A 24,658-nucleotide genomic window follows, 5' to 3' on the forward strand; every position below is an offset into this window, starting at 1 on the left:
CAGCAAGGAAACCTTCCTGATGATTGTTCTTAGGCATTGAATATGGAGCAAACCATGAGATCAGGTTATGAGGTTGTTTACAGGATTCCTTAATTAAAAAGATAAGAGTCGTTAGAATAGGAGACAATGATATGAACTGCAAAATTAACCGAAATGCTGCTAAAGTGCTTAAACAACTGTTGGAAAGTGAAGATTCTGAAGGGAAAATGGTTCGTGTCTACGTTACATTGAACCATGGGGACCATGCCCATTATGATGTAAAACTTGATACGCCAACGGTCCATGATGAAATTGTGAAAACAGACAAAGGCATTGATGTTTTACTTGATAAAAGGGAACCGTTTTTAGATGGGGTTTGGATCAAGTATTTCTATGTGCCGCAAGCAGGATTTGACATCACGAATTCTTCCAAAATCCATCACCATCATTAAACGCGTGACTGAGCGATACTAATTGTTTTTATAATCCCATATATCTAGCAGTAACAAATACTAAGCACGGAGGCTTATCATTATGAGCAAAAAAATCGCTACACTAATAACAGACTTATTTGAAGATGTAGAATTCACAGAACCAGCACAAGCATTTAAAGATGCTGGGCATCAAGTGATCACAATCGACATACAGGCTGGAAAAGATATTACTGGTAAGAAAGGTGAAACAGTAAAAATAGATAAAGGAATTGGGGAAGTTAATCCTCAAGACTTTGATGCTTTACTAATCCCTGGCGGCTTCTCTCCTGACTTATTACGTGAAGATGACCGTTTTGGTGAATTCGCAAAAGTATTTATACAAGAAGGTAAACCTGTTTTTGCCATTTGCCATGGCCCACAAGTATTAATTGATACAGACCTATTAAAAGGGGTCGACATAACAGGTTTCAAATCAATAAGGAACGATCTCAAAAATGCAGGTGCTAACTACAAAGATGAAGAAGTTGTGGTAAGCAATAATATTGTAACAAGCCGTTTTCCGGATGATATTCCTGCCTTTAATCGTGAATCCTTAAAATTATTAGCTGAATAATATCGTTTTAGAAATAAATTTCACAATGAATGATCAATACAAAAAAGGTTTTAGGAAGGAAGGGCTTTACTATGTCATTAAATGGTAAACGAGTAGTTGTTTTAGGGGGTACTTCTGGTATTGGTTTAGCAACTGCTAAAGCGTTTCTAGATCATTCTGCTCAAGTGATCATTGCCAGCCGTTCTGTTTCCAAATTAAATGAAGCAAAACAAGTTCTTCGTGGCAGTGTAGAAGCAATTGAAATCGATTTTCGAAGCGAAGAAAAAGTAGCAGAATTTTTCAGTAAGGTTGGAAAATTTGACCACCTTGTGGTTACAGCAGGTGAAGGCGCAATGGGGCACTTTAGCGAACTGCCTGTGGCAAGTGCTAAAGAGGCGTTTGATAGTAAATTCTGGGGGCAATATATTACTGTCCGTTCAGCACTTCCATATTTAAGCAATGAGAGCTCAATCACCCTAACCTCTGGTGTATATGGCGTTCGTCCTCCTCAAGGCGCTACTACGTTAGCAGCAATCAATTCAGCCATTGAAGGATTGGTTCGAGGACTTTCCGTAGACCTAGCCCCTATTAGGGTAAACGTGGTTTCACCTGGAATTGTAGACACTCCAATCTATGCTGGAATGTCAGATGATCAGAGGCAAGCACTGTTCAACGGCCTTGCACAACAGCTCCCTGTTGGACGGATTGCAAAGCCGGAAGACATAGCTGAAACCTATGTATATCTTGCTAAAAATGGTTTTACTACTGGGACGGCTGTTCTTATTGATGGTGGTGCTCACTTAGTATAATGCCTAAATGGATGTTGAACCGAAGCTTACCACCCTACCAAGCAGCAGTTCTAACTAAAATGGAAATAAGGTAAGAATAGAGTGATTTACTAGTGGCAATACTGCAAAAGAGTATTGCCACCTTTTTTGTTCAATGAGTACATAAAAAGATACAAAAGGAAGTGTTGAATTTTTAATGAGTGTACAGGACGAAAATAAATTAACAAAAATAAGAAATTCCCTTGAAAGTTCTGTAGTTACATTGCCTGATGGAACTTCTCTACCAGGAATAGGACAAGGAACTTGGTACATGGGAGAAAAACCTCAAATGAGAGAAAGGGAAATCAAAGCTTTACAACTCGGAATAGAATTAGGCATGAAACTAATAGATACGGCGGAATTGTATGGTGATGGCGATTCTGAACGCTTAGTAGGTGAAGCAATTAAAGGACGTAGAGATGACGTCTTTTTAGTATCAAAGGTATATCCTCATCATGCAGGATTAGATATGATTGACAAAGCGTGTGAAAACAGTCTAAAAAGGCTGGGAACCGATCATCTTGATTTGTACCTTTTACACTGGCGAGGACGTGTGCCATTAGCAGAAACCATTGAAGGAATGGAAAAGCTACGCAAGGAAGGAAAAATAGAAAGGTGGGGAGTTTCCAATTTTGATACCGATGATATGAAAGAGTTATGGAACACCACTAACGGAAGAAATTGTATGACTAATCAAGTGTTATATCATCTTGGTTCAAGGGGTATAGATTATGATCTCTTACCATGGCAGAGAGATCATCACATGCCTATTATGGCATATAGCCCGCTAGCTCAAGGAGGTTTATTAAGAAGACAATTATTAACGGATCCAACCATTAAAGAGATTGCAGAAAAATATGCTGTACACCCCTTACAAATCGCTCTCGCTTGGACAATCCGTTCTAACGATTGTCTAGCTATTCCAAAAGCTGTTCAAGAAGAACATGTACTAGCAAATGCGAAAGCTACTATCATTGAATTAACAAAAGAGGATTTAAATAGACTTGATGAGGTATTTCCACAGCCAACTAGAAAAATGCCTTTGGACATTATATAGAAATTTTAGAGGATAGACAAAGAGAAAGGGGATCGAACGTGTATGATATGTATTGGAATAGTTATTCCGATTGAGGCTAAAAGTGGAAACTTACCTAATCTATAAAAATATTTAGGAACAGTTTAATTTCCAATGAAACTGTCCCTGAAAACCATTTTTTTGTGAAATGGTCGGAAAGATATGAGTTTAAGAATGAAGGTAGACCCGTCAGCTAATTCCTGGATAAAAACCGATTAAACCTCACCTGATGTAATGTATAAATTATTCAACTATTTTTTATTACGAAAAGGTAGAAGCAGGGAATTCATCAATTTTCATACGAAGTAAACTATACGGTTTTTGTCGCAGGTCTTTTCCATAATGAAACCTTGCCTGCCGATGTAATTGGTTCACAATGACATACAAGTATTGATCCGGCCCAATTGAAAAAGTATCCGGCCATAAAATTCTCGGATCATGAGCGATTGTTTCCATTATGCCATTCGGCAATATCTTTCGAATACTGTTGTTTTCATAGTCTCCGGCATAAATGGTTCCTTTTGCCCCAGTGATCATTCCATCAGACGCACCTTTTTCTCCCCAGTACTCGACCCGATAAGGTAAATCAGTGTCCGGTATCGTTCGGTCTCTTAGAGCTTCTGTTGAGATTGAATACAAATGCCGGCTGGAAAGTGGACAATAAAATAAAACCTTTCCATCAGGAGAAATTGCTATACCATCAGACGCCAATCTAAATGGAGATGTTGAGCCATCTTTGTTTCGGTTCATCAAAATCTCTCCTTCTACTTTCGGTAAAAAATAACGGTCGGGTGAAGTTGAATTTGCTCCATTTAGCCGTCTGAACGCGTTTCCATTTTCTAGATCTACAACGATAATAGCTCCTGGTCCTTTGGAAGATGAATCCGTTATATAGGCATAACCCGCTTTTCCAACACGAAAATCAAAACGGACATCATTCAGATAAGTTGTTGGCAGGACAACATCTTCTGTAAAGGTATATACTTTTCTTATTGTATTAGTTTTTAAATCAACAGCGACTAATTTTGCCCCTCCTATAATTGGTACAGAAAAATTCGGTGCCGCTGTATCTAATACCCAAAGTGTTCCCCTTCCATCCGCAACTACACTTTGGACACTGATGAAAGACATTGTGATATTACCTTGACTACCCAAATTAGCTTCTAAACTGGGATAAGGCTGCAAAGTGTCTCCAATAATTTCCGCCACTGTGAATTTAACGTCGTCTCCCCATTTCGGAAAGCAAATGAAAATACGACCGGTTTCTGATACACTAACGCCTGTGGGCATAGCCCCATAAAATTCATAGACTAGCTCTAACTTACCGAAATATTTTTCCATAGGTAACATAGGTTTCATGATCTCCTCCTCAAAAATTTCGCACGGGGATATCACCTATATATGATTTAAATTTTTTTTAGTTCCTGGTTTTTAATTGGCTAAAAAATTGCACATCATCCAAACGGACGTATGTACGTCGTTATTGGCTAAAAGCGGATAGCAAAAATGGACTCAAAGCATTCCCGAATGATGGACGTGAGCCTTTTTATGACTTATCAAGATATTTCGTCATTTTATGTTTCACTTGAATAACCAAGAAGAGAAAAGGGATATAAACATATAAAGGAAGGTACTGAAAAAACTGTGTCCAGAGGGTCATTGGTCTTTTTTTATGTAGGTTGAGCAAGTTTTCGACTAGCCCCATATATTATGTGTCCAGGTATTTCTTGAGTGGATTATCATTAACCGTTACAATCCTTAATCGACAAATTCATTAAAGATATAGCTCCGGAGAGTTCGCAAAAAGAGCAGGAAGAAACTTAGACATTTAAAAAAATGCTTAAACTGGGAAAAGGTAAAACTTCTCCATTGCTCTGCTCTAATAAATGGATTGACGTGGGAATTATCGGAAAGAGAAAAAGAAGCTTCCCATTAGTCAACCAAACTGTTGAAAAGCTTCTTCTTACAATTCTTGTGATTGAATATTAATAAACTAACTACTTTTTTTGCTTTTTTTAAATAATTTCGGGTTGTGTTCTTTTAAGGATTGCCATTCTTTAGTTAACTCTGAAATTTCCTTAGCGATCGTATCAATTTTCTGAGAAAAAGAAGAAATCTGCTTTGCTAAACTCTCATGCATCTTGATTAGAGAAGTAACTTTATCTTCTTGTTCTTCTACATCGATAGAAACTGGATTTTTTGGGTTTTTAAGACTTCCATTGGATTCTATGGAATTTAGTAGAGAGTCATTTTTAAGAAAAGTTGTTGCAAGGTTCATAAGAGAACCCATAGATTTTTCGTTTTTTAATAAATTGCCAGCCAGGTTCTTGAAAGCGTCATGGTCTACAGAACCCCCGCTCTTTTCGATACTCTTTTCATTGTTATTTTCATTCATAAAATTAACCACCTTTTTAGTCGATAATAAGCATGCAGAATTTCACTGTTTTAGTAAACGGACATAAGATATTAAAAGAAGCACTCTTGTTTAGATTAAAAAACCTAGAAGATGAATAACTAATCTTCTAGGTTTATTGCTATACAGGCTTTTCACAATTAACAGCCTTCACTAGCAATACTATCAGCGAGCTCTCTAATCATATCTCCAGTGGCTGTGTTGATTAATAGGTCTGCAAGTAGAGCTACAACAATTAAAAGAAGATACACTAAGAATCTTCCAAGTAGACAAAGTAGAGTACCAAGAGTATCCGTTTGTTGAACAGAAACATCCATTTGAATTTCCCTCCTTCTTTTATTTCGTTTTTATAAGAGGCCTCTTATATAGTAATCATATGTATTAAAAGAAAAATGATATAAGCGAACATAACATGGATATAAAAAAGGGGCTGTCCAAATTTTTAACTAGATTGAAACCTATAGATATATTTAATCGATCAATGCCTGTCTTACTTTTGCAAATACACTACTGAAGCAGTAGTGCATCCCTGAAGAAAATACTGAGGTATCCGCCATTTTAATCATTAATGCACAAGGGTTTGTATACAAGGTAAGTAAGAGTGGTTTACAAATATTTTGCTGACATTTCGTTTATTGGGGGACAGTGGCTTATCATATTTGGAAAAGGAAAGAATGCCTGGGGAGACCTGATAAATCTAGTGATTCAGATCTAGATTTACTTGTGAAAGCATTTACCATCACGAATCATTCCAATCCGTCGATTATAGCTTGACCAAACAAAAGACTACCTCCTGAAAAATAGGTGGTAGTCTTTTTAGTTATGAGCCAGGCTTCCATAATACCTTTAACAGTTCACCATCGAAAAGGTTTGTATCAATGTTACACGTGTCTGCGTCGATTCCATATTGCCAAGCAAGAGCCAGGGAGCCTTCCGGTGCTTCTGGATTGAATTCTGGTGCCTCGGCCTGAGTTGTGATTCCGACATTTGGTGAAGCGGTCCAGATGTAATTCTCTTCCAGTATGGCGTTATTACTCTGAACGGCTGCGTTATAGGATTGATATAAAGCTCTTTGCGGATCGAAGATTCCATAGATCCCTGATTCATAAGAGGACGCAGAAATCGTTTCAAACCATCCTCTGATAAATTCCGCATCTACCGGATAGGTTGGTTCAATATCGGCAAATAGGGCGACACCAGAGGGAATCCCGAGATCCTGGGCATACCCAATCGCTTCTCTTGCTTCATTAACTCCATTTTCATAGCCAGTGGCATCGTTAAAATTGTTAAAGATAGGGAGGATATAGTCTCCTTTTGAATGGATCAAAGAAACCTGCTGGGGTGTAAGCCCTCTGGAGATGTTCTCCCTTGTCTCAAGATAGCGTCCAAAAACGGTCGGGTCCCCAAAGTTTTCTCTTACACAGGCATAAAAGCTCTCCGTTGTTTCACTGGCGGAATCGATACCCCACATAACTTCGGGGGACGGTGACGGTGGATCTCCATCAGTCCCGCTTGCCTTATTTTCTACCGTATTACGTACATTGATATCAGCTTCGTCACCGAGCTCGTTTTGGGTGGAATTTGAAAACCTGTAATTTCCATCTCCTTCAACGGAGTTTGTAATATTGTTTTTTAGGTCCCCGGAGGTTTTATTAACATCATTTTCGATAGAACTACTGATTTCTCCGTTCCCATCTCCGTTGCCATTGTTCATTATATTGTTTTCCAAATTGGCAGTCCCGTTCGACACCTGATTAGAGATGACGGTATCCACTTTTCCAACACTGCCGTAGATGTTATTTTCAACCGTATTGGTGATGATTATAGTGGCTTTATTGTCCATGGAGTTGTTTTTACCAATGTTATAAAAGGAAATAAAGCCTGAGATCGCCATAATGAGAACAGCAAATAGAATGGTATATCCTGGTGTAACCCTCATATTCTCACCTATTCTTTCAGATTAAGAGTCATTTTCACTCCATAATATGAAGAAAGAGATGATTGGTGTGGGCCAGTAGAGAGTTTGTAGGCCTTATGGATGTTTAAGGAGTGAATGGAATAGGTAAAAAGTAGTATAAAAGATCAATAATATACAAAGCTTCCTCCACCATTCATTGAAAATGAAAAAGAGGGTGATGAGATGAATTATACTACGATGGTACTAAGGGAATTAGTTGAAAGAATCATTGCCGGAGACGGACGGGCAAAAGCGGAATTTGAACGGAGATGGGAAATTCCCTGGGAACAGGTAGGGACGGTACCGATTTCGATAGAGAAGAAGGACATGAAGGACTGAATGGTTCTCTCCACCGCCTATGTGATAAAGTAGTGTGAGAACAGTTGAGAAAGAGGTTTTAACGATGACAATGAAGCAGTACTATCAAGATGCTTATACTAAAACATTTCAAACATCGATTCAAGATCAGCGACAGGATGAACACGGAGGCTGGTACGTCGTGCTCGAAGAAACGTCATTCTACCCGACAGGCGGAGGTCAGCCCCATGATACTGGAACGTTAAATCACCACCGGGTCATCAATGTGGAAGAAGTGAACGGAGAAATCCGTCATTACATAGAAGAACCATTTGAGGATATCTCAGGGGAGATAGAAGGACAGATCGATTGGGACAGACGCTTTGATCATATGCAACAGCACGCAGGGCAGCATATTTTATCTGCCGCTTTTGTGGAAGCCTTCCAATATGAGACGATCAGTTTTCACTTAGGGAAGGAGATTTTAACCATCGATTTGGACGTCATGGATATAACTGAATCGGAGGCTCTGGAAGCAGAGGCATTAGCGAACCTTGTCATTCAAGAGAGCAGACTGATTGAAACAAGATGGATAACAGAAGCGGAATTGTCCCACTATCCATTAAGAAAGCAGCCGACCGTCACTGACGATATCCGATTAGTGATCATCCCGGATTTTGATTACAACGGATGCGGAGGTACCCATCCCCGTTCTACCAGTGAAGTAGGAGCGATTAAGATACTCGATTGGGAAAAGCATAAAGGGCATATTCGATTGCAATTTGTGTGTGGGAATCGGGTGCTTGAGCAGTTGCACCGAAAACATGGTCTCTTAAGAGAATTGACGGGGGTATTGCAGGCTCCTGAAGAAAATATGAGACCGGTCGTCGATCGGTTAATGGCAAAACAAAAAGACCAGGAAAAGGCACTGGAGGGACTGAAGGAAGTTCTTTTGACGTATGAAGCGGAGAGTTTACTTGGCGAAGGAATTCTGCAAGAAGGACATACATTGATTAAGAAAGCGTACGCAGAGCGTCCCATCCAAGAGCTACAGAAAATCGCTCAACACCTCGTCTCTAAGAGAGAAGATATGCTTGTGTTATTGGTTGTGCAAAATGATTCAAAACTTCAGCTCGTAGCGGCGAAGGGGTCTACTCCAAGTGTTAACTTAAGGGAGCTTGGTCAAAAAGTCTTTCCTATGATTAACGGGAAAGGCGGAGGAAAGGAGTCGTTTGTGCAAGGTGGGGGAGAGGCTCTTATGAGTAAGGAAGAGCTTCTTGAAACACTGGTACAACAAATATAGAAAAGGCTAAATATCCACCCTGTATGGCCGGGTGGATATAATCTTTTTTGTTATTGAATGCAATTTAAACAAACGTTTGTTTAGGATGAAATTTTATGGCTTTGTTTTCTGATAGAACTGACAGCGACGCCATATCAGTCCTTGCCCCAATGCTTCATATGTGGTTAATCAAACGTTTGTTTAATGCGGAAACTGTTTAAGATCCCTTAAAAAGAATGGAGATCTCCTTCCCGCGCCAACCCTAAACATTCGATATCCCACCCAAAATTGGTTAAAATAGAAAAGACACACACTGTTCGACAAATGGCTACAGCTTAAAGGAGAGAAATACATGACGAACTATGCGGATGATAGTTTAGCTTTACATACAGATTTGTATCAGATTAATATGACGAAGGCGTATTGGGATGATGATTTCCATAATCGAAAGGCTGTTTTTGAAGTGTTCTTTCGAAAGCTGCCTTTTGGGAATGGATATGCGGTGTTTGCCGGGCTTGAACGGATCATTGAATATGTGAAAAAGTTTCATTTCTCTGAAAGTGATATTGAGTATTTAAGGGAATTGGGTTATGAAGAGGAGTTCCTTCAGTACTTAGCGGACCTTCGATTTACGGGGACGATCCGTTCGATGCAGGAAGGGGAGATCGCGTTCGGGAATGTTCCTCTTATCCGTGTCGAGGCTCCTTTGGCCCAGGCTCAGATACTGGAGACAGCGATCTTAAATATCGTGAACTATCAAACCCTGATTGCGACGAAGGCGAACCGGATCAAGCAAGTGGTCCAGGATGAAGTCGTGATGGAGTTTGGGACGAGACGGGCCCATGAACTGGATGCTGCCATTTGGGGGACGCGTGCGGCTTATATTGGCGGCTTTGATGCGACAAGTAATGTTCGGGCGGGTAAGTTATTTGGGATACCGGTATCAGGAACCCATGCCCATTCAATGGTTCAGGCATATCAGGATGACTATCAGGCCTTCCATAAATACGCTGAGAGCCATAAGGACTGTGTGTTTTTAGTGGATACTTACGATACATTGAAATCCGGTGTACCTACGGCCATCAGAGTAGCAAAAGAGCTTGGCGACCGGATTCATTTCAAGGGTATTCGTCTGGACAGCGGTGATATGGCTTACTTATCCAAGAAAGCCCGTAAAATGCTTGATGAAGCAGGTTTTACCGAAACAAAGATCATTGCGTCAAATGACCTGGATGAATATACGATACTGAATTTAAAAGCCCAAGGGGCCCGGATTGATGTGTGGGGTGTGGGGACGAAGCTGATCACCGCCTATGATCAACCAGCTTTAGGTGCTGTATATAAACTCGCTTCCATTGAAAACGAGTCGGGGGAAATGGAAGATACCATTAAAATATCGAGTAATGCCGAGAAGGTTTCAACTCCTGGACTCAAAAAGGTTTATCGTATCATCAATACGGTTAATCATAAATCAGAAGGGGAATATATTGCCCTGGAGCATGAAAATCCTCAAAATGAAAGCCGACTGAAAATGTTTCATCCTGTGCACACCTATATCAGTAAATTCATCACCAATTTCGAAGCGAGAGAGCTTCACGAGGATATTTTTAAAGATGGGGACCTGGTTTATGAATCTCCGTCACTTGAATCAATGAGATCCTTTGTGAATGAAAACCTCGACCTGTTGTGGGACGAGTATAAACGTTCCATGAACCCAGAGGGATATCCCGTGGATTTAAGTGAAGAATGCTGGACAAACAAAATGAATCTGATTCAAAAGGTTAAGGAAGAGGTAAAAGAGAAATTCAACAAAACGATGTAAACCCGATAAAAAAGATGGGGAAAATAATCAGATCAAAAGGCTTTCGTAAAGATTGTTGCTTTTAACATAAGGGTCTGCTTGAGCTCTGCCAATCGGTATGTGCTGGATGGTAAGGTGAACTGCTCCGCTTTCAGGGGACGTTCGGGCGAGCCTACTCAGCTTAGCCGAACGGGGTCTCGGCACGCCCGAACTTCCGCAAGAGTCTACGCAGTTACCCACACCATCTTTAAAAGATTTTTTGTGGCAGAGCTTAAGGTGTCTGAGAAAAACAATGTAACTAAAAATAGAATGCTTCTTCTTTAAAAAGAGAATAATCTTTCCTCACCTTATATGAGGTTGTTTGCTAAAAATTCTTGTTTTTCTCTCTTTCTAATTAGGATTTATGCTCAGAAAGTTGATTCTCGCTGCAGGATGATCGACTCCTGCGGGAATAGCTGGACAGTACTAAAAGCGGAGGGGCTTTGCCCAGGGGCGACAAGCATAAGACGAGTCTGCCGGAAAGGCGCTCTTTGCCTTTTTGGCAGACTTGGCTTATGACCTCGAGCCCCTAAGCCCCGTAGCTGGACAGGTGAGACCCCGGAGGCGCAGCAGAGGAGGCTCACCGCCAGCCCCGCGGAAAGCGAGCATCCTGGAGCGGAAATCAACTACTACATTCTTCCTTAAGATAACCACAAACTTTGCGAAAAGTGGCAATCAAAATAATGATAAAACCTAAATGGAGTGTGAAAACATGGATTCTCTTCAAAAGCAAATTGTAGAAGAAATGATGGTAACCCCGGAAATCGATCCGCAAAAAGAAATACGTCGCAGTGTTGATTTTATGAAATCGTATTTGAAAAAGCATTCATTTTTGAAAAGCCTGGTCCTTGGCATTTCAGGTGGCCAGGATTCTACTTTATTAGGAAAACTTGCACAGATGGCGATTAACGAGATGAACGAGGAATCAGGGTCATCGGATTATGCCTTTTACGCAGTGAGACTTCCATACGGTGAGCAGGGAGATGCCGAGGACGCCATTGATGCGGTCGAGTTCATCAGTCCATCCGTTTCTTTGACGGTTAATATCCAGCCGGCGGTTGATGCCAGTGTTGAAACATTAAGTAAAAATGGGATTCATCTTTCCGACTTTGTAAAAGGCAACGAAAAAGCTCGGGAGCGGATGAAGGTTCAATTCGCCATTGCTGCCATGAAGGATGGTGTTGTCCTGGGTACCGATCATTCTGCTGAAGCGGTTACCGGCTTCTATACGAAGTATGGTGATGGAGCGGCAGACCTGGTTCCACTTTTCCGACTTAATAAACGACAAGGGAAGATGCTCTTAATGGAGCTGGGTTGTCCGGAACACTTGTACAACAAGAAACCAACGGCAGACCTTGAGGAAGACCGTCCGCAACTTCCGGATGAAGAGGCACTTGGCGTCACATACGATCAGCTGGATGATTACTTAGAAGGTAAAGAAGTACCTCTTGAAGCGAAGAAAGCCATTGAAGGTCATTATTTGAAAACGCAGCATAAACGTCATCTGCCTGTTACGGTGTTTGATGATTTTTGGAAATAATCAGTGAAAAAGCCGATTCTCACATTGTTGAGGATTGGCTCTTTTTTTATGATTTTCAAGGTGACCGTTATCTACAACACCTTATATCCTACCAATTTCCTAAAAATTCTGTATGAATGTGCCATTTTTTAGAGGAATTTCGACTTTTAAAACGAAAGTAATAATAGTTAAAGATGATTTCAGGAGGGGTAAGATGTCATACGAAATGGTGAATCCGAAGTTGCAAAGTATCATTGATAATATAGAAAAGGTCATGATCGGAAAGAGGAAGGTAGCGGAGTTGAGCGTGGTGTCACTGTTAGCTGGTGGCCATGTACTGCTTGAGGACGTTCCGGGTGTCGGGAAAACGATGATGGTCCGGGCACTCGCTAAGTCGGTGGGGGCGAGCTTTAAGCGAATTCAGTTTACACCGGATTTATTGCCTTCCGATGTTATTGGTGTCTCGATTTATAACCCGAAGGAAATGGAATTCACGTTCAGGCCGGGGCCGATCATGGGGAACATCATCTTGGCGGATGAAATTAATCGGACGTCACCCAAGACACAATCCGCATTACTCGAAGGGATGGAAGAAAGCAGTGTAACGATAGATGGGATGACCAGAAAGCTTGATAAACCTTTCTTCGTTATGGCGACCCAAAATCCGATCGAGTATGAGGGGACGTATCCTCTGCCTGAGGCGCAGCTTGACCGCTTCTTATTAAAGATGAAAATGGGATATCCTGAACCGGAAGAAGAGATGGAGGTTCTGCATCGTGCCCAGAAAAACCCGCCGATCGATGAGTTGGAGCCTGTGATGACCCTTGAGGAATTGAGGTATATTCAAGGAGAAGTGAAGGATGTATTGGTCGATGACACCATCAAGAAATACATTGTCGAAATCGCGAATCGAACTCGGATTCACGCCAATGTTTATTTAGGAGCGAGTCCACGTGGTTCGATTGCGTTAATGAAGGCATGTCAGGCTTATGCATTTTTAAGAGGGAGGGATTATGTGGTCCCAGACGATGTTCAATACTTGGCTCCGTTTGTTTTCTCTCACCGAATCATTATGAAGTCAGAAGCGAGATATGAAGGCATCACTCCGGAAGAAGTAGTGGAGAGAGTGATGGCGCGTATCCCGGTTCCCGTACAAAGGCTTGTGAGATAGGATGAAGACGAAATTTCAATTTATTAAACCACTTGGGAAGTTCATACTGCTGCTCATCCTGGTAGGGATCTCGTTTTCGTATGCGATGTTCCAGGGTGGATTTGTCAGCTGGTTTTTGTTTTATAGCTTTCTACCGTTTGCTCTCTATGCTGTTCTCGTATTCTTATATCCTCTTTCGGAGTTTTATGTAGAGAGGGGGTTCGAATCGAATGAGTACAAAGCCGGGGATGAGTTGAAGGTTACGATCACCCTTTCCCGAAAAATACCCTTTCCCTTATTTTACATGGTGTTAGAGGATGTGGTAACGGATTCCGTGTTTCATCATTCCGGTTTTCAAAAGGCGAAAGCGATGATTCACCCTGGATTCAGGAAACGAATCAAGCTTACGTATTACATAGAAAAGCTGCCTCGTGGAGAGCATATTTTCTCCGCTGCACGGCTCCGTACAGGTGATTTCTTTGGCGTATTTGAAAAGGAAGCAACGGTGGAGTGTACCAATAAGCTCTTGGTCTATCCGTCGTTTGTGGATGTACCTTACCGTCCTTTAGAAAATCGCTATGATCAAGGGATGACCACTTCAAATGTGAAGATTCAAAAAGACACCACCATGGCAACGGGTATACGTGACTATCAACCAGGGGACCGCTTCTCATGGATTCATTGGAAAACCTTTGCCAGAACAAATGAACTGATGACGAAAGAGTTTGAGGAGCGTCAATCCCATGATGTTCTGATTGTATTGGACCGGGAGGCGTCGTCTGCTTTTGAAGAAATGGTGACGTTCACGGCTTCTATGATTCGCTCCATTTTGAAAAAAGGGGCTCAAGTCGGCCTTGTCTCAATCGGGGAAGATCATGTCTCATTTCCGATTCGCGGTGGGGAAGAACACCAAAGCCAGCTTTATTATCATTTAGCGAAAGTCAGGCAGGACAGCCCTTACGCTTTAGGAAAAATCCTTCAAGGAGAGGGCTTGAATTACTCTCAATCTGCCGCAGTGCTGTTTGTAACTTCATCTGTTTCGAAGAAGATGATTATGAGTGCGAATGAATATGCGAAGCGGAATAGTTCGGTTGTCATCTTTTTAGTGAAGCGAAAAGGGGACGTTTATACGGCTGAGGAGAAATCATTGAAAGCCTATGCTTCCTCCCGTGGTATTCGAATGAAGGTATGCTTTGAAGGGGACTTCTCTTCAGCCTTTATGGAGGTGAAACGGGCATGAGTATTGAAACACCGAAACACCGGGTTTTTACGGTTATGATTTATCTGTTTGGATTCCTGCTTCTATGGGAGTGGTTGAAGCCCCTTCAGGTTGTGACGGATACAGGGAGTTTGACGTACTTCATCGTATTTATTGCTCTATCCCTCGTCCTGTCGTATTTAAGAATTCATTATTTCATAACGGCACCGGTTAAAATCCTTTTTATTTTGTTTAGCCTTCATGGGTTGTACTATCATACAGGATCTTTCTTTTCTCTTACGTGGCTGAAAGAGTTTGGGAATGATTTGTGGCTGAATATCGGATTGACGCTTGGGCGCGAGTGGCCAAGCCTTTCATTTGAGTACAGGAGCTTATTATTCTTTATTTTGCTATGGCTGATGACGTACTTGATTTATTACTGGTTAGCTGTACGAAAAACGATTCTTCTCTTTTATGTGATGACTGTAACATATGTTTGCCTTATTGATACCTTCACCATATATGAAGGGGATAAAGCGATTATCCGAGTGGTCATTTTCGGCTTTCTCTTAATGGGACTGTTGGCACTTGAACGACTGGTTCAGAAGGAGAATCTGCTTGGAGCCAAGATGAGCCGTCACCGCTGGATTGTGCCCCTTACCGTTATGCTTGGGTTGAGCTCGATTGTCGCTTTTGCAGCTCCTAAAGCGGATCCCATCTGGCCGGACCCCGTTCCATATATTCAATCCTTTGCTGAGGGAGCCGGGGGCAGCGGAGTGAACAAAATAGGTTATGATGAAGATGATTCAGAGCTTGGGGGTCCCTTTGTCGGTGATCCTACTGTCATTTTTAATGCTGAAGTCACGAGAGAACACTACTGGAGAATTGAAACGAAGGATTTATATACAGGCAAGGGCTGGGAGCAATCCATTCCTGATGGCCAGCAGGCTGCCACCACTTTTGAATCAGAGGAAATGGTTCCCTTTACAACCAACGAACCGGATGGAGAACGGAAATTGGAAACAGAGAGGGTAATGGTGGAACGAACCTATTCTCATGTTGTCTATCCTTATGGGATAGAAAGAATAATCGGAAATGAAGAAGGTTATTTCTCCTTTGATCCCGTTAACGAAAAGGTTACAAGTTATGAAGGGGAAGACGAAACCATTAAATTAGAGGATTATGAACTTTCCTACCGTTCACCTTCTTATTCTCAAAAGAAGATGAAAGCAGCTAATGAAGGTCAGGAAATCATGCAGAATCCTGAATTTGTGGACCGCTATACACAACTTCCGGAAACGACTCCCCAGCGTGTGAAGGACTTGGCTTTTGAGATTACATCGGGAGAAGATAATTGGTACGACAAAGTCAGGGCGATCGAGAATTATTTTTCGAAAGAAGCTTATGTGTATGACCAATTTGACGTTCCGGTTCCTGAGGAAGGACAGGATTACGTTGATCAGTTCTTATTTGAAACCCAGAGAGGATACTGTGATAACTTCTCTACTTCCATGGTTGTGTTAGTCCGGGCTCTTGGCATTCCGGCAAGATGGGCAAAGGGATATACAGAAGGGGAATACAGTAGACAAGTGGATACGACGTATAAGCTGTATGAAGTGTCCAATAATAATGCTCACTCCTGGGTGGAGGTATTCTTCCCTGAGGTAGGTTGGGTTCCGTTTGAGCCTACTGTTGGATTCAGTAATAACGTATCATATCAGTATGACCTGGATGTACCTGAGGCGGATAACGGCGAAGTCCCTGTTCCGGAGAAAGAGGAAACACCGAAACAGCCGATTCAACCTGAAGAGGATGATTCTCGAGCGGCTGGAAGCGGTTTTTCTCTGTCGAAGCTTTGGGATGACATGCAAACATTCTTTGTGGAAAACTGGGGCAAGCTTGTCATGGGATTCATACTCCTGCTTATCATAGCAATCGCATTGTACGTTGTAAGAAGACGCTGGATGCCGTATGTCCTGATTTTCTATTATCGCAGAAAATCATCGGATAGCGCATTTTCCGAAGCCTATCTTTCTTTAATCAAACAGCTTGAAAGATACGGACTGAAAATGGATGACGGACAAACATTAAGAGGCTATTCGAGATATATCGACTCATTCTTCGGTACCCATGAAATGACGAGCCTGACCAATAATTATGAACGTATTTTATATGGTCAGAGGCAAGCGGAAGAAGATTGGCCGAAGATGAGAGAATTATGGGAAAATTTAATTAAAAGGACAACTGGTTGACCCTTTTGAAAACAAGGTATAAAATGATGTCAAATTCATAATAGCGTTCGTTAGCATCCTTCGTATATCCTCGATAATACGGTTCGAAAGTATCTACCCGGTCACCTTAAATGACTGGACTATGAAGGCAGTGTTCTAATTTGACATACGTGTATGCAAAAAAACTAGAATTCTGCCTTTTTTAAGGCGGAGTCTGGTTTTTTTTATTTTTTTAGGAATGCTAACAACATCAGGTACTATAAGGGTGGATGAAGACTTTAGCCCATCCTTGCCCAAGAAAAAACTAATGAGGTGAACTGAATGCTTGGTAAAGAAGAATTGCACAATCAAGAAATGATCGTCGTTTTAGACTTTGGAAGTCAATACAATCAATTAATCACACGAAGAATTCGTGAATTTGGTGTTTACAGTGAGCTCCACCCGCATACAGTTACCCTGGAAGAGATTAAGGAAATGAACCCGACAGGTATCATTTTCTCCGGCGGTCCGAACAGTGTCTATGGTGAAGACGCGTTCCGTTGTGATGAGCGCATCTTTGATTTGGACATCCCGATTCTTGGTATTTGCTATGGAATGCAGCTAATGACGATGCACTTTGGCGGTAAGGTAGAACGCGCGAAGCACCGTGAATACGGGAAAGCGGCTATCAATATTGAAAAGCAGTCCAAGCTATTTTCTAACCTTCCCGAGGAGCAAGTCGTATGGATGAGTCATGGAGATCTTGTTGTAGAAGCTCCTGAAGGCTTTGATGTGAATGCAACAAACCCTTCTTGTCCGATTGCTTCCATGAGTAACGAAGAAAAAGGCTTGTATGCTGTTCAGTTCCATCCTGAGGTTCGTCACTCAGTGCACGGAAATGAAATGCTGAAAAACTTCGTATTCGAAGTGTGCGGCTGTGCAGGCGACTGGTCCATGGAGAATTTCATCGAAATTGAAATGGAGAAGATCCGTCAAACAGTTGGAGATAAAAAAGTCCTTTGCGCATTAAGCGGAGGAGTGGATTCTTCTGTTGTTGCCGTTTTAATCCATAAAGCGATCGGCGATCAATTAACATGTATCTTCGTCGACCACGGTCTTCTTCGTAAAGGTGAAGCGGACAGCGTAATGAAGACATTCGCTGATGGCTTTAACATGAATGTGATTAAAGTAGATGCTCAAGATCGTTTCTTAAATAAACTTAAAGGTATTTCCGACCCTGAGCAAAAACGTAAAATCATCGGGAATGAATTTATTTACGTGTTTGATGATGAAGCAACTAAGTTAAAGGGTATCGAGTATCTTGCTCAAGGTACCTTATATACAGACATCATTGAAAGTGGAACAGCCACTGCCCAGACAATCAAATCTCACCACAATGTTGGTGGGCTGCCTGAAGACATGCAGTTCACACTTATTGAGCCATTGAACACGTTATTCAAAGATGAAGTGCGCGCATTGGGATCTGAACTGGGTATTCCAGATGAAATCGTATGGCGTCAACCATTCCCTGGTCCTGGTCTTGGCATTCGTGTACTTGGTGAAATTTCTGAGCAGAAGCTTGAAATCGTTCGTGAGTCTGATTACATCCTCCGTGATGAAATCAAGAAAGCGGGACTTGATCGAGACATCTGGCAATACTTCACTGTGCTCCCTGACATCAGAAGCGTCGGAGTAATGGGAGATGCCAGAACATATGACTACACGATTGGAATCCGTGCTGTAACATCCATTGATGGTATGACCTCAGATTGGGCTCGTATCCCTTGGGATGTACTGGAGAAAATCTCGACGCGTATCGTAAACGAGGTCGATCATATCAACCGCGTCGTGTATGATGTGACGAGTAAGCCACCTGCAACGATTGAGTGGGAATAGAAATGAAAACGTAATGACAGGCACCATCCGTAAAGTGTCGAATCTTCTATGGGTAACATTTAAGATTCGACAGAAATCGGAAGGTGCCTGTCATTTTGTGTATAAAACGAACATTCAAATAAAAAATATATATAATGTTCGTATTTGTGTTGACGGTCATGGATCTGGTTGGTACAATAGTACTGTAATTATAACAAAACATTATAAAAGTATTACGTCGTATAATTTCGGGAATAGGGCCCGAGCGTTTCTACCAAGCTACCGTAAATGGCTTGACTACGAGGTGATTGAGAATAGGACCGGGGAACATTTTTTATCTCCATTTACCTATTCATCATGATCTTAACAGTCAAAGCCTTGAACTCTGGTAGTTCGAGGCTTTTTTTATTGAAATGTCAGATTCTACGACGACTCTATAGGAGGAGTGCAAGAATGAAAAATTTCTTTCAGTTCGATCAGTTGGGAACCACTTACAGAAGGGAAATCATCGGGGGATTAACAACGTTCCTTTCAATGGCTTATATTTTAATTGTTAATCCACTTACGTTAACCCTTCAGTCTGTACCGGATCTGCCGGATAGCATGAGAATGGATTATGGAGCAGTATTTGTCGCTACGGCATTGGCTGCTGCCATCGGCTCGTTGATCATGGGCTTGATTGCGAAATATCCCATTGCTTTAGCTCCAGGTATGGGATTGAACGCATTCTTCGCATACACGGTGGTGTTAACGATGGGTGTACCATGGCAATCAGCTTTAACAGGAGTATTGATTTCAGGTTTGATTTTTATCGTACTCACATTATCAGGTATCAGGGAAAAAATTATTAACTCAATCCCGGCAGAATTGAAATATGCCGTGGGAGCGGGTATCGGACTTTTCATTACCTTTATCGGGTTTCAAAATGCAGGAATTATTGTGAATAACGATGCAGTATTAGTGGGTCTTGGCGATTTAACGAATGGTTCGACTCTTCTTGCGATCTTTGGAATTATCATTACCGTTATTCTTATGACAAGAGGCGTTAAAGGCGGTATATTCATCGGGATGGTTGTTACGGCAATCGTCGGAATGATCGTTGGGTTAATCGACACGCCGGAAAAAGTAGTAGACGCCGCACCAAGTCTTGCTCCTACGTTTGGAGCAGCACTAGATCCTTTATTCAATGATGCAGGCAGTATTTTCACCATACAAATGCTTGTTGTAATTCTAACATTCTTATTCGTTGATTTCTTTGATACGGCGGGCACCCTTGTAGCGGTAGCCAATCAGGCAGGATTAATGAAGGAAAATAAATTACCACGCGCTGGTAAAGCTTTATTTGCCGATTCTTGTGCAACAGTAGTGGGAGCGATCCTGGGTACTTCAACGACAACGTCTTATATCGAATCTTCTGCCGGGGTAGCAGCAGGAGCGAGAACAGGATTTGCTTCAGTGGTAACAGCGGTACTATTCTTACTCTCTATTTTCTTCTTCCCGCTCCTTGCCGTCATTACATCGGCAGTGACAGCTCCAGCACTTATCATTGTAGGGGTGTTGATGGTTTCGTCACTGGGTGAAATTGATTGGAAGAAGTTTGAGGTAGCTGTGCCGGCATTCTTAACGATTGTGGCCATGCCATTAACGTACAGCATCGCGACAGGTATCGCCATCGGATTTATCTTCTACCCTATTACGATGATCATGAAGGGTCGCGTAAAGGAAATCCATCCGATCATGTATTTCTTGTTTGTTATCTTCGTTATGTATTTTATATTCTTAGTTTAAAATAAAAAATTCTTTAAGCTGGTCTCTCGCAGATCAGCTTTTTCTTATTCGCTCTTTTCTCAAAGCTTGTTGCTTTTAACATAAGTTCTGCAAGGCTCTGTCAATTAGCGTGTGCTAGATGGTGAGGGGAACTGCTCCGCTTTCCGCGGACGTTCGGCCGAGCCTCCTCAGCTACGCTTCCGGGGTCTCGGCACGCCCGTACTTCCGCAGGAGTCTGCGCAGTTCCCCTCACCATCTTTAACAGAATCTATGTGACAGAGCTTCAAGGTGTACCATAAAACAAAATAACTAGTAAAAATAATTCTTCTTCCTTAAGACAAACAATCTCTCTTTAACTTAAATGAGATTGTTTGCTAGAAAGCTTCTTATAATTGTTTTCGATTAAGGATTCATGCTCAGAAAGTTGATTGGAGCGGAAAACAACTAGTACTTTCTCTTCTACAATAGCAAAAACTTTACGAAAAGAGCCTTCTTATTTAATAAAGGAAAAGTGTGAAACATAAATAGAGGAGTCGGAGGGAGATTTAGAGAAGATATACGTATAGAGTAAGTATGAATTGAAAAAAGTGAGGGTTTTCGTTAAAATCATGAAATCGGATAGTGTCGAAAATGGTCGAAATTATGGGGAGAATGACGATGTCTACTTTAAATGTGAAAAAAGCGTTAAATAACAATGTATTGATTGCAGATCACGAGAACTACGGTGAAGTCGTGCTGATCGGAAAAGGAATAGGGTTCAACCGCAAAAAAGGGGACCCCATCCAGAATGATATTGCAGAAAAGATGTTTGTGTTAAAAGGAGAGAAAGAGCAGGAGCAATACAAAAACCTCCTTCCTTTCTTAAATGATGATATGTCAAACGTCATTATTTCTGCCATCGAGTTAATCAGAAAAAGAACCAACTCTTTTCTTAATGAGCATATTCACATCGCCCTGACCGACCATATCCTGTTTGCGATTAACCGATTGATGAGAGGGATGGAAATCCGTAATCCGTTTCTGGTAGAAACGAGGACACTCTATCCATTCGAATACGAAATAGCCAGAGAAGTGGTAAGTATGATCAATGAAATGACAGATGTTCATTTGCCGGAAGGGGAAGTAGGGTTTATTGCCCTCCATATCCATAGTGCCATGATGAACAAGGATCTGTCTGAAGTGAATCAACACTCCCAGTTGATTGGACGCCTGACCGGGATGATCGAACAGCAGCTGGATGTGAAAATTAACAAGGAAAGCGTCGATTATATGAGGCTTGTACGCCATATTCGATATACAATAGAACGTGTACTCCGGGAAGAAAGAGTGGAAGAACCAGAAAAAATCGCAAAACTGTTGAAAGAGGAATACCCTCTCTGCTATAATTTATCTTGGAAGCTGATCAAGATGATGCAGCAAACATTACAAAAACCCGTCTACGATGCAGAGGCTGTTTACTTAACCATGCATTTGCAGCGTATTCAGAGTAAAGTTAAATAAAGCACTTATCTTTCTTACGTGTTACTGATACGATCAGGCATGAGTGAAGAAGATGATTGAAACGTATATTTTGGGGAAGTCTATCCTTATACGTTCATTATCCTCTTTTCTCATGCCTTTTTTGTTTGCAATCATCATCTAATTAGTTGAAAAAAAGAACGAAATAAAAGGAGGAAACTTCATGTTTAAAAAGGCTTTTGGCGTTTTACAAAAAGTCGGTAAAGCTCTTATGCTGCCTGTAGCGATCTTGCCAGCAGCGGGACTATTGCTTGCATTCGGTAATGCATTGCAAAATCCGACATTATTAGAAATTGCTCCATTCCTTTCAAACGGCGGCGTTGAAATGGTCGCAAGTGTCATGGAACAAGCAGGTGGAATTATCTTCGGAAACTTAGCCCTGTTATTCGCAGTGGGTGTAGCCATCGGTTTAGCTGGTGGGGAAGGGGTCGCTGGTTTAGCGGCTATCGTTGGTTTCTTGATTATGAACGTAACAATGGGAACAGTTGAAGGACTGGGAATCGGAGATGTAACAGGTGATGGTGTAGATCCTGCATACGCACTTGTCCTGGGGATTCCTACCCTTCAAACCGGGGTATTCGGTGGTATTATCGTCGGGATACTCGCGGCGGCAATGTACAATCGTTTCTTCCAAATCGAACTCCCTTCATATCTGGGATTCTTCGCGGGTAAACGATTTGTTCCAATCGCAACGGCAGCGTCTGCTGTTGTACTAGGACTATTAATGTTATTAATCTGGCCTCCGATTCAAAATGGCCTTAATGCATTCTCTAACTTTATGCTTGGTGAAAACAGAGCATTTGCTGCATTCATATTCGGTGTAATCGAACGTGCTCTTATACCATTTGGACTTCACCATATTTTCTATTCACCCTTCTGGTTCGAATTCGGTTCGTATACTTCAGAAGCAGGGAATATCGTCCGTGGAGATCAGGCGATCTTCATGAAGCAGATTCAAGATGGTGTTCAGGATCTGACTGCAGGTACCTTCATGACTGGTAAATTCCCATTCATGATGTTTGGTCTTCCGGCAGCGGCATTAGCGATCTACCATGAAGCAAAACCTGAAAGAAAAGCAGTTGTAGCAGGTATCATGGGATCTGCAGCTTTAACATCTTTCTTAACAGGTATCACAGAACCAATCGAATTCTCATTCTTATTCGTAGCACCGGTACTATTTGGTATCCATACAATCTTTGCAGGTTTATCTTTCTTAACCATGCATCTATTAGATGTTAAAATCGGTATGACATTCTCAGGTGGATTAATTGACTACATCCTATTCGGATTGATCAACCCACAAACAAACGCATGGATCGTTATTCCGGTAGGGGCAGTATTTGCTGTCATTTACTACTTCGGATTCCGTTTCGCTATCCGTAAGTTCAATCTCATGACTCCTGGTCGTGAAGATGTGGACGAAGATGACGATGGATCACCGGCGAGTTCAGCTGGAGACCTTCCTTACAACATCCTGGAAGCAATGGGTGGACAAGAAAACATCGCTCACTTAGACGCATGTATCACTCGTCTCCGTGTTTCTGTAAATGATGTGAAAAATGTTGATAAGAATCGCCTGAAAAAATTAGGTGCTTCAGGTGTACTTGAAGTTGGAGATAATATTCAAGCAATCTTCGGACCTAAATCCGACACAATCAAATCGCAAATGCAAGACATCATCCGTGGAAAAGCTCCACGCAGAGTAGAAACAAGCGCAAATGAAGAAGTTGAGCAACAAATTGAAGAAGTGAACCCAGAAGCACTTCAAACAACAGAAGAACAAAAGAACGAAAAGTTCGTAGCACCAATTACAGGAGAAATCAAAGACATCACGGAAGTTCCTGACCAAGTATTCTCAGGGAAAATGATGGGTGATGGTTTCGCGATCGTACCGACAGAAGGAACAATCGTTTCTCCTATCACGGGTAAAGTCGTGAACGTATTCCCGACGAAGCATGCCATCGGACTAGAGTCCAAAGCAGGCCGTGAAGTTCTGATCCACGTAGGAATCGATACGGTTAAATTAGAAGGTAAAGGATTTGAAGCGCTAGTAAAAGAAGGAGACCAAGTAGAAGCAGGTCAACCATTACTAGAAGTAGATCTTGACTACATCAAAGAAAACGCGCCTTCAATCATGACACCGATTGTATTCACGAACCTTAAAGAAGGTCAGCAAGTAACGATCGAGAAGTCAGGTAAGGTAAACCGTAACGACGAAAACATCATCAAGATCGATTAATGAATAATCAAAAACCATTTCCATCCTCTTACTATGAGGGTGGAAATGGTTTTTTTGTTAGTATTTGAACTTTTACTAGAGGGAGTGGGTGAAGTATAGCTGCTTAATATATAGAAGGAAAATAGCAGAGAGTCTCTGCTTCAAAGCCAAGAATGTCAGTTTCCAGCCTGTGTTGTGGGGGGTGTGGTCGTAATGAAAAATAAATAATAGAAAGACTAAAGGAAGTTTCTCGAAAAAAAGTCTCTCAAAAGTATTGACGTATGTCTGATAGATTGATATACTTTAAAAACCGTCGCAAGAGAGCAGCGAGTACATAACAACTTCAAAACAGGAATTTAAAACATCGTGAAAAAAGTTGTTGACAAACATACTGCATTCTTGATATGATGGTCAAGTCGCTTCAAACAGAAGCACTTACACATTGAACCTTGAAAACTGAACAAAACAAGACAATACGTCAACGTTAATTCTAGATTTATTTTTAAA

General features: G+C 41.5%; 19 protein-coding genes and 2 riboswitches. Of the genes, 15 read left to right on the forward strand and 4 right to left on the reverse strand.

The window, feature by feature from the left end; all coding sequences use genetic code 11:
* Positions 1 to 131: 131 nt before the first annotated feature.
* From Q1B03_RS21650 to Q1B03_RS21665, 4 genes are all read left to right on the forward strand, one after another.
* On the forward strand, positions 132 to 431 hold the full coding sequence (locus tag Q1B03_RS21650; protein ID WP_299746842.1) for an iron-sulfur cluster assembly accessory protein: 300 nt from the start codon (positions 132 to 134) through the stop codon (positions 429 to 431).
* 82 nt (positions 432 to 513) lie between these two features.
* Positions 514 to 1,026: a type 1 glutamine amidotransferase domain-containing protein gene (locus Q1B03_RS21655; RefSeq protein ID WP_025727351.1), complete on the forward strand. Its 513-nt coding sequence runs from the start codon at positions 514 to 516 to the stop codon at positions 1,024 to 1,026.
* 71 nt (positions 1,027 to 1,097) lie between these two features.
* Entirely contained in the window at positions 1,098 to 1,814 is a 717-nt protein-coding gene (locus Q1B03_RS21660) for an SDR family oxidoreductase (RefSeq protein ID WP_299746850.1), read from the forward strand.
* A gap of 175 nt (positions 1,815 to 1,989) precedes the next feature.
* Positions 1,990 to 2,889, forward strand: a complete 900-nt coding sequence (locus tag Q1B03_RS21665) for an aldo/keto reductase (protein ID WP_299746852.1) — start codon at positions 1,990 to 1,992, stop codon at positions 2,887 to 2,889.
* Between the two features lie 279 nt (positions 2,890 to 3,168).
* Here Q1B03_RS21665 and Q1B03_RS21670 read toward each other — a convergent pair whose 3' ends face one another.
* The 4 genes from Q1B03_RS21670 to Q1B03_RS21685 form a co-directional block, all read right to left on the reverse strand.
* Positions 3,169 to 4,266, reverse strand: a complete 1,098-nt coding sequence (locus tag Q1B03_RS21670; protein ID WP_299746855.1) for an L-dopachrome tautomerase-related protein — start codon at positions 4,264 to 4,266, stop codon at positions 3,169 to 3,171.
* 634 nt (positions 4,267 to 4,900) lie between these two features.
* A complete protein-coding gene (locus Q1B03_RS21675; protein WP_299746857.1) occupies positions 4,901 to 5,302 on the reverse strand; it encodes a hypothetical protein in 402 nt (133 codons plus the stop codon).
* A 158-nt stretch (positions 5,303 to 5,460) separates the two neighbouring features.
* Entirely contained in the window at positions 5,461 to 5,637 is a 177-nt protein-coding gene (locus Q1B03_RS21680) for a hypothetical protein (protein ID WP_299746860.1), read from the reverse strand.
* 503 nt (positions 5,638 to 6,140) lie between these two features.
* Entirely contained in the window at positions 6,141 to 7,259 is a 1,119-nt protein-coding gene (locus Q1B03_RS21685) for a glycoside hydrolase domain-containing protein (RefSeq protein ID WP_299746863.1), read from the reverse strand.
* 201 nt (positions 7,260 to 7,460) lie between these two features.
* On the opposite strand from Q1B03_RS21685, the gene Q1B03_RS21690 reads away from it, so the two are divergent.
* The 11 genes from Q1B03_RS21690 to ptsG all read left to right on the forward strand — a co-directional run bounded on the left by Q1B03_RS21690 (position 7,461) and on the right by ptsG (position 24,172).
* Positions 7,461 to 7,616, forward strand: a complete 156-nt coding sequence (locus tag Q1B03_RS21690; RefSeq protein WP_299746865.1) for a hypothetical protein — start codon at positions 7,461 to 7,463, stop codon at positions 7,614 to 7,616.
* Between the two features lie 64 nt (positions 7,617 to 7,680).
* Complete coding sequence (locus Q1B03_RS21695; protein ID WP_299746868.1) at positions 7,681 to 8,877, forward strand: DHHA1 domain-containing protein; 1,197 nt, start codon at positions 7,681 to 7,683, stop codon at positions 8,875 to 8,877.
* Between the two features lie 331 nt (positions 8,878 to 9,208).
* The gene (locus tag Q1B03_RS21700) at positions 9,209 to 10,678 is read left to right on the forward strand and encodes a nicotinate phosphoribosyltransferase (protein ID WP_299746871.1); all 1,470 of its coding nucleotides are present in this window, start codon (positions 9,209 to 9,211) and stop codon (positions 10,676 to 10,678) included.
* A 730-nt stretch (positions 10,679 to 11,408) separates the two neighbouring features.
* Positions 11,409 to 12,236, forward strand: a complete 828-nt coding sequence (nadE, locus tag Q1B03_RS21705) for an ammonia-dependent NAD(+) synthetase (RefSeq protein ID WP_299746874.1) — start codon at positions 11,409 to 11,411, stop codon at positions 12,234 to 12,236.
* 193 nt (positions 12,237 to 12,429) lie between these two features.
* Positions 12,430 to 13,386 (forward strand): MoxR family ATPase, encoded by a 957-nt coding sequence (locus Q1B03_RS21710; RefSeq protein WP_299746876.1) that lies wholly within the window; start codon positions 12,430 to 12,432, stop codon positions 13,384 to 13,386.
* A gap of 1 nt (position 13,387) precedes the next feature.
* Positions 13,388 to 14,605, forward strand: a complete 1,218-nt coding sequence (locus tag Q1B03_RS21715; protein ID WP_299746878.1) for a DUF58 domain-containing protein — start codon at positions 13,388 to 13,390, stop codon at positions 14,603 to 14,605.
* On the forward strand, positions 14,602 to 16,815 hold the full coding sequence (locus Q1B03_RS21720) for a transglutaminaseTgpA domain-containing protein (RefSeq protein ID WP_299746880.1): 2,214 nt from the start codon (positions 14,602 to 14,604) through the stop codon (positions 16,813 to 16,815). The genes Q1B03_RS21715 and Q1B03_RS21720 overlap by 4 nt, the downstream gene beginning before the upstream one ends.
* A 40-nt stretch (positions 16,816 to 16,855) precedes the next feature.
* Positions 16,856 to 16,957, forward strand: a riboswitch (purine riboswitch).
* 158 nt (positions 16,958 to 17,115) lie between these two features.
* The gene (gene guaA, locus Q1B03_RS21725) at positions 17,116 to 18,669 is read left to right on the forward strand and encodes a glutamine-hydrolyzing GMP synthase (protein ID WP_299746882.1); all 1,554 of its coding nucleotides are present in this window, start codon (positions 17,116 to 17,118) and stop codon (positions 18,667 to 18,669) included.
* Between the two features lie 197 nt (positions 18,670 to 18,866).
* Positions 18,867 to 18,968: riboswitch (purine riboswitch) on the forward strand.
* A 133-nt stretch (positions 18,969 to 19,101) separates the two neighbouring features.
* A complete protein-coding gene (locus tag Q1B03_RS21730; protein WP_044340671.1) occupies positions 19,102 to 20,436 on the forward strand; it encodes an NCS2 family permease in 1,335 nt (444 codons plus the stop codon).
* Positions 20,437 to 21,072: 636 nt separating this feature from the next.
* Positions 21,073 to 21,915 carry a glucose PTS transporter transcription antiterminator GlcT gene (locus Q1B03_RS21735; protein WP_299746892.1) on the forward strand — a complete coding sequence of 281 codons (843 nt, stop codon included), beginning with the start codon at positions 21,073 to 21,075 and terminating at the stop codon, positions 21,913 to 21,915.
* A gap of 181 nt (positions 21,916 to 22,096) precedes the next feature.
* Positions 22,097 to 24,172, forward strand: a complete 2,076-nt coding sequence (gene ptsG / locus Q1B03_RS21740) for a glucose-specific PTS transporter subunit IIBC (RefSeq protein ID WP_299746899.1) — start codon at positions 22,097 to 22,099, stop codon at positions 24,170 to 24,172.
* Positions 24,173 to 24,658 lie beyond the last annotated feature (486 nt).

The sequence above is a fragment of the uncultured Rossellomorea sp. genome, assembly GCF_947488365.1.
Lineage (GTDB): Bacteria > Bacillota > Bacilli > Bacillales > Bacillaceae_B > Rossellomorea.